General features: G+C 41.8%; 3 protein-coding genes and 3 pseudogenes. 4 read left to right on the plus strand and 2 right to left on the minus strand.

What is annotated here, in order from left to right:
• The 3 genes and pseudogenes from ACFINI_RS09265 to ACFINI_RS09275 all read left to right on the plus strand — a co-directional run.
• Positions 1 to 1,558: pseudogene (locus ACFINI_RS09265) on the plus strand (DUF4815 domain-containing protein); the annotation flags it as partial.
• Positions 1,559 to 1,572: 14 nt separating this feature from the next.
• Complete coding sequence (locus tag ACFINI_RS09270; RefSeq protein WP_375647975.1) at positions 1,573 to 2,919, plus strand: Bgr_08870 family protein; 1,347 nt, start codon at positions 1,573 to 1,575, stop codon at positions 2,917 to 2,919.
• Between the two features lie 562 nt (positions 2,920 to 3,481).
• A pseudogene (locus ACFINI_RS09275) lies at positions 3,482 to 4,300 on the plus strand (DNA adenine methylase).
• A gap of 97 nt (positions 4,301 to 4,397) precedes the next feature.
• On the opposite strand, the gene ACFINI_RS09280 reads toward ACFINI_RS09275, so the two are convergent.
• Together ACFINI_RS09280 and ACFINI_RS09285 are read right to left on the minus strand one after the other, a co-directional pair.
• A complete protein-coding gene (locus ACFINI_RS09280; protein ID WP_156851753.1) occupies positions 4,398 to 4,754 on the minus strand; it encodes a type II toxin-antitoxin system HigA family antitoxin in 357 nt (118 codons plus the stop codon).
• The gene (locus ACFINI_RS09285) at positions 4,751 to 5,065 is read right to left on the minus strand and encodes a type II toxin-antitoxin system HigB family toxin (RefSeq protein WP_317993618.1); all 315 of its coding nucleotides are present in this window, start codon (positions 5,063 to 5,065) and stop codon (positions 4,751 to 4,753) included. Before ACFINI_RS09285 ends, ACFINI_RS09280 begins: the two co-directional genes overlap by 4 nt.
• Before the next feature lie 165 nt (positions 5,066 to 5,230).
• On the opposite strand from ACFINI_RS09285, the pseudogene ACFINI_RS09290 reads away from it, so the two are divergent.
• Positions 5,231 to 5,349 (plus strand): annotated as a pseudogene (locus ACFINI_RS09290) (phage tail protein); the annotation flags it as partial.

Genomic DNA, 5,349 nt, shown 5'->3' on the forward strand with positions numbered 1-5,349 from the left:
GACTGGACAAATGAAGTGATCATTGCGCAAGAGTTGACAACGGCTTGCGAAAAAATCAATCCTTATCAAAATTTTGCGACCTTGCCTGGTACAGTAACCCTTGAACCCGCGACAGACTTCTGGCATGAACAGCGCACCGATTGGCTCTCAAGCGTGACCAATCAAATCATTATGGGAAAACATCGCGGCAGAACTATCCGTAACACAGAAGTGCGTGATGACTTGGTCAATGCACATCAAGAACAAACCGACTTTTTAAGACAAATTACCCTTCACTTTAAAATTGAAGGCTTTGGCAAGTTAGAACAATTAGAAAGCCTCATCTTTGATGGTGTGAATGTTTTGCCAGCGAGCCGCCTTGTTGCCGATAGCAAGGGCACCCTTGAAGGAACTTTTAAAATTCCACAAAACATCACCGCTGGCACAAAAAATGTTGTGGCACGGGGGAAAGGTGGAACCATTGCAACGGGGCTTTTTACCGGTCAAGGTCTGATTGATGTGAAAGTGATGCGGCGCACCACCACTGTGAAAATATGGATGCAATTTGACCCACAAGCGCAAGTCTTTACCCCCGATGAAACACGGCAAATCACCGGTATTGACTTTCATCTTTGCAAAATCGGTAATGAGAAGCATGATTTGGTGATTGATTTGGTCACTACAGAAAACGGTTATCCGACCGCCGATATTCAAGCACAAAGCTTTTATTCTATGAAGGGCGCAAAGCTAGGTTGGGCAGAGGCACGCTATGATGTCCCTTTGTTAGTCCCTAATGACCGTCTCACTGCTTTTGTCATTAAAACCGATGATGCTGATCATGCCGTTTCACTAGCAAAGCTTGGAGATTTTGATGCAGAACACCAAAGATTTGTCTCAAGTCACCCTTACGTGACCGGTCCACGCTTTTCTTCTGTCAATGCTAGGAGCTGGACCGCTCATCAAGATGAAGCCTTAGCCTTTCGAGTGCTGGCGGCACGCTATAGGCAAACAGAAAAGATTGTCGATTTAGGCACCTTTGACCTTGTGGACTGCTCTGATTTGCAAGTACGCGCAGCCATTGAATTGCCTTCAAGCGATTGTTCTGTCATCTTTGAAATTGAAAGAAACAATGGCACAATTTATCAACTCCTGCCCTTTCAATTGCTAAGCCTTACTGAATATATCAGTGAAAAGGTAAAGCTCCGCGCTATTCTCAAAGGGACAGAGAAGCTCTCACCCGTCTTGTTTGCGCCTGTTCAATTGATTGCGGGGAAGATCCATAAAGAAGCCACTTATGTCACGCGTGCTTTTGCCTTTGGTGAAAAAGCAAGATTGACCAGCTATATCAAAACCTTTTTACCGGGCGGTGCAACCTTTTCACTGGAGATGCAGCTGGATGATGGTGCTTTCACCCCTTTGAAATTAGAGGAAACAGAACAACTCGCTGAACCGCTTTGGACAGAACGAAAATTTGTGAGCAGTGACAAAACAGCCAAACAAGCGCGCTTGAAATTGACCCTTACCGGTGGACCTGCTGCGCCGGTCCATGGTGAGTGATTTTGGCGCTGGCATATTATAATGGGAAAATGAGACATGACCAAAACCAAAAAACTCGACATGGAATTGCCGAAAGAAGGACGCTTTATCAGTTCTGAATTCCCAATCTTGCGGGAAAACTTGACCAAAATTGATCAAGCTCTTTTGGCTGTTGAGGAAAAGGTAAACGAAAAAGCACCTTCAAAACACACGCATACAATAAGTGATATCGCAGATCTTGAAGCAGCCCTTAAGGGCAAGATGGCAGCGGATAAAACCTTCACTTTTTCCGATTTAAGCGATATCGAAGGCGCAAAAGATGCTGCCAACAATTATGTTCTCTATAAATCAAGCAACAATAACTTTACCTTTGGCAGTGCTGTATCTTTGCTTGGTTCTCATCAACATAAAACTGAAGATATTGTGGGACTTGATGATTTTAGAGCTAAGATCAACGAAGATCTCACAAGCTATGGTCGTTTAGCCAGCCCCAATGAATGGCAGAATTATAATAAATTTACCAGCAAAGTCACTATGAGTGGTGGCTTAGAACTGTTGGGAAACACATCATTGAATATTACCCATAATAACAAAATGATCACTAACTTAAGTACAAGCGGAAGCTCACTTAAAGAACCTTTGAGAGTCGATGGAGAACTTGTTTATACGAAATCAGAAATAGATATTCTCAAGCAGGAAATTAAAAACATCAAAAAAGATTTGATTAATAAACTCATTATTGCCGATGCTGAATTGCTTTATACGCAAGATGGGAAAATTGAATGGCCCAACTGGGTCACGGATAAAACCAAAGTCGAAATTACAGCCTGGGGTGGCGGCGGTAGTGGTGGTTGCTCTTGGTCTTATTGCTTAGGCGGCGGTGGAGGAGGTGGAGGTTGTTCCGTGTGGTACGGCTATAAAGCCAGTTTAAACGGGCATGAGGATATCATCATTGGTAAAGGAGGAACTTCTGTTGCAAAGCATGGTGCGACAGGAAATTCTGGAGGCACAACAACCGTTGGCAAAAATTTTATGACAGCTACAGGAGGAAAAGGTGGTGGAGGTGCTTATTATTCCAGCCCATCATCCCGTTACTCAGGTTCTGGTGGTACTGGAGGAGTTGGCGGGAACTTTGGTTGGGCAACAGATGGTCTCTTAGGACTTGCCAAAGGCGGAAATGGTTATGCTGGAACGAAAGGAATTGATGCAGAAATGAGTGGTAACGGAGGTGATGCTGGGGGCGATACATCAAGGGGTGGCGCTGGAGGAACGGGAGATGGTTACCATACTTCAGGAAAAGCAGGGCGTGGTTTTGGGGGTGGAGGTGCTGGTGCTAACGGGGATGGGCATTACAGCGGTGCTGGTGCTGATGGCGCTGTTCTTATAAGGTTATGGAAAGATTAAATGGATGCACAAGTAACCAAGATATGACAGAAGTCAAATGGATAGCTGTTTTATAAGCAGGCTTACATGTTTTTAGGTCCTTTTATCGCTCTTTCAAAGCCCTTTTAAAGGGCTTTTTTTGACTGACAGTGTCAGGCTTATGGAGCATGGTGATGGTTGTTATTCTCTCTTCATTGATTTGGAGAGCAAGATGGCAACAGAAGTGAATAGTCTCTGCTGCACTGTAGTGAAGTCATTCTTTATCTCTAGAGGGATGCCCCGAAATCATGACTAATCCCCTCTTCTACTCCAAAAATTTTGTAAAGAGATCAACGGCTCTTGGCAAGCCGCTCTGATAACCTATCGCTATGAAAAATCAAGCAGATATATCACAGGAATTATCCTAGAAACACCAAACCAAAGAAAGAAACAAAAAATAGAGGCTGGGCTGGTTGCCCAGCCAACGGGACTTAGTTTAGCGACAAACCCGTCCGATGCAACTCAACTCAACATCGCAGCCACTTCTTATCACTTGGAAACAGTGAGAAGATGGCTAATATAGATGGAAGAGTGTTAAAAAATGATGGATACACTTTGTAAAGAAAAATTAAAATCTGTTGATCCTATCGCACCAGCTGCTGCTTATATTGGAGGCAAAAGAAGATTAGCCAAAACCATTGTCAAAATTATCGAGGACATCCCTCATAGCATTTATGCCGAGCCTTTTGTTGGAATGGGAGGAATATTCTTTAGGCGAAAGTTAATTCCACCTACTGAAGTCATCAATGATCGTTTAGGAGATGTAGTGAATTTTTTTAGGGTGTTACAACGCCATTATCACCCTTTTATGGAATTGCTAGAATTTCAGATCAGTAGCCGTGAGGAATTTCAACGCTTGCGCATGCAAGACCCAAACACTCTCACGGATTTAGAGCGCGCTTCAAGGTTTTTATATCTGCAGAAGTTAAGCTTTAGCGGTCAAGTCGCCAATCGCACGTTTGGAGTTGAAACAGACCGCGGTGCACGTTTTAATCGTTTTAAACTTGAAGCCTCATTAAAGCTTATTTACCACCGTTTAGCAGGTGTTACCATTGAACATTTAGATTGGTCTGAGTTTATCAGGCGCTATGATCGACCAAACACCTTATTTTATCTTGACCCACCCTATTGGGGCGTTGAGAATTGCTATGGCAAGGATTTGTTTAAGTGAGAGGATTACCAGACGATGTCCACACTGTTTGCACAATTAAAGGGAAAGTTTGTTCTGTCTCTCAATGATGTGCCAGAGATCCGAAAAACCTTTAGCCAATTTAAACTAAAAGAAGTGAATACATCTTATACATGTGGTTCAAATAATCCAATGCCGGCTCAAGAGCTGATCATCTCAAATTGCGATTTCTAAAACGAGAAATAATACATATTAAAGGGTCTTTAAATGATCTTTGAAGACCTTTTGAAACCCCTTAAAAATCTTTCAAAAAAATAAATTAGTATAAAACCTAAGCTATCAGACTTTCTAGTGGAATATTGAACTGTTGGTGCAAGTTTTTAATCATGCGCAGTGTTAATTTTCTTTTACCACTCAAGATTTCATAAACACGATTTAAATGACCAATCGCAGGAACGAGATCTTTAGCACTTAAGTTCATTTGTTCCATTCTAAATTTAATAGCTTCAATCGGGTGAGGAGGAGAAACAGGATAGTGTTCTGCTTCATACGCTTCAATCAACAACACAAGAACCTCCATTTGATCAAATTCTGGAGTATTCTCTTTAGGTTGATTGTCAAACATTGCAGACACAATTTCTAAAGCTTCTTGATAATCTCTTTCAGTGCGAAGTGGTTTGATATTCATTTCTTAAATTCCTTTAGTTCTACAGTATTAGCATCAATTGCATCATACTGTTTGTGTGTCCCTATAAATTTTATATAAAGCCAACCTGCTGGATAAAAGATTGAAACAACTAAACGATAATCATTGCCTCTAATATTAAAAACAACACGATTATTCTTTAATATGCTTGCATTTTTATACTTCTCTTTAATGTCATGAGGAGAACGCCACTGCGCATTTTTAGCTTCATCTACCCATGCTTTTAACGGTTGTTCAGCATCAGGATATCGAGCCCAAAAAGTTTGAAGTGTGGAGATTTTAACAATTTTCATAAGTTTATCCTGATTTTTATCAATCTTAGTACCATTTTGGGACCAAGTCAAGATATTTATAAAAAGAAAGTGCTTGTTGAAAACAAACCTTTCTCAAGAGCGGCTTTTTACCTCTCATTTTTCCCATTCATTTTAATTCATCCCTCATTTAAAGGAGCATAAAGTATGGCAACAGGTTTTCTACACGGTGTTGAAGTTGACGAGGTCGACGACGGCACCCGCCCCCTTCGCGCGGTTCAGTCTGCCGTTATCGGGATTGTTGGCACAGCACCCGATGCCGATGA

It is taken from the genome of Bartonella sp. AA56HLJMS (assembly GCF_042197145.1).
Lineage (GTDB): Bacteria > Pseudomonadota > Alphaproteobacteria > Rhizobiales > Rhizobiaceae > Bartonella.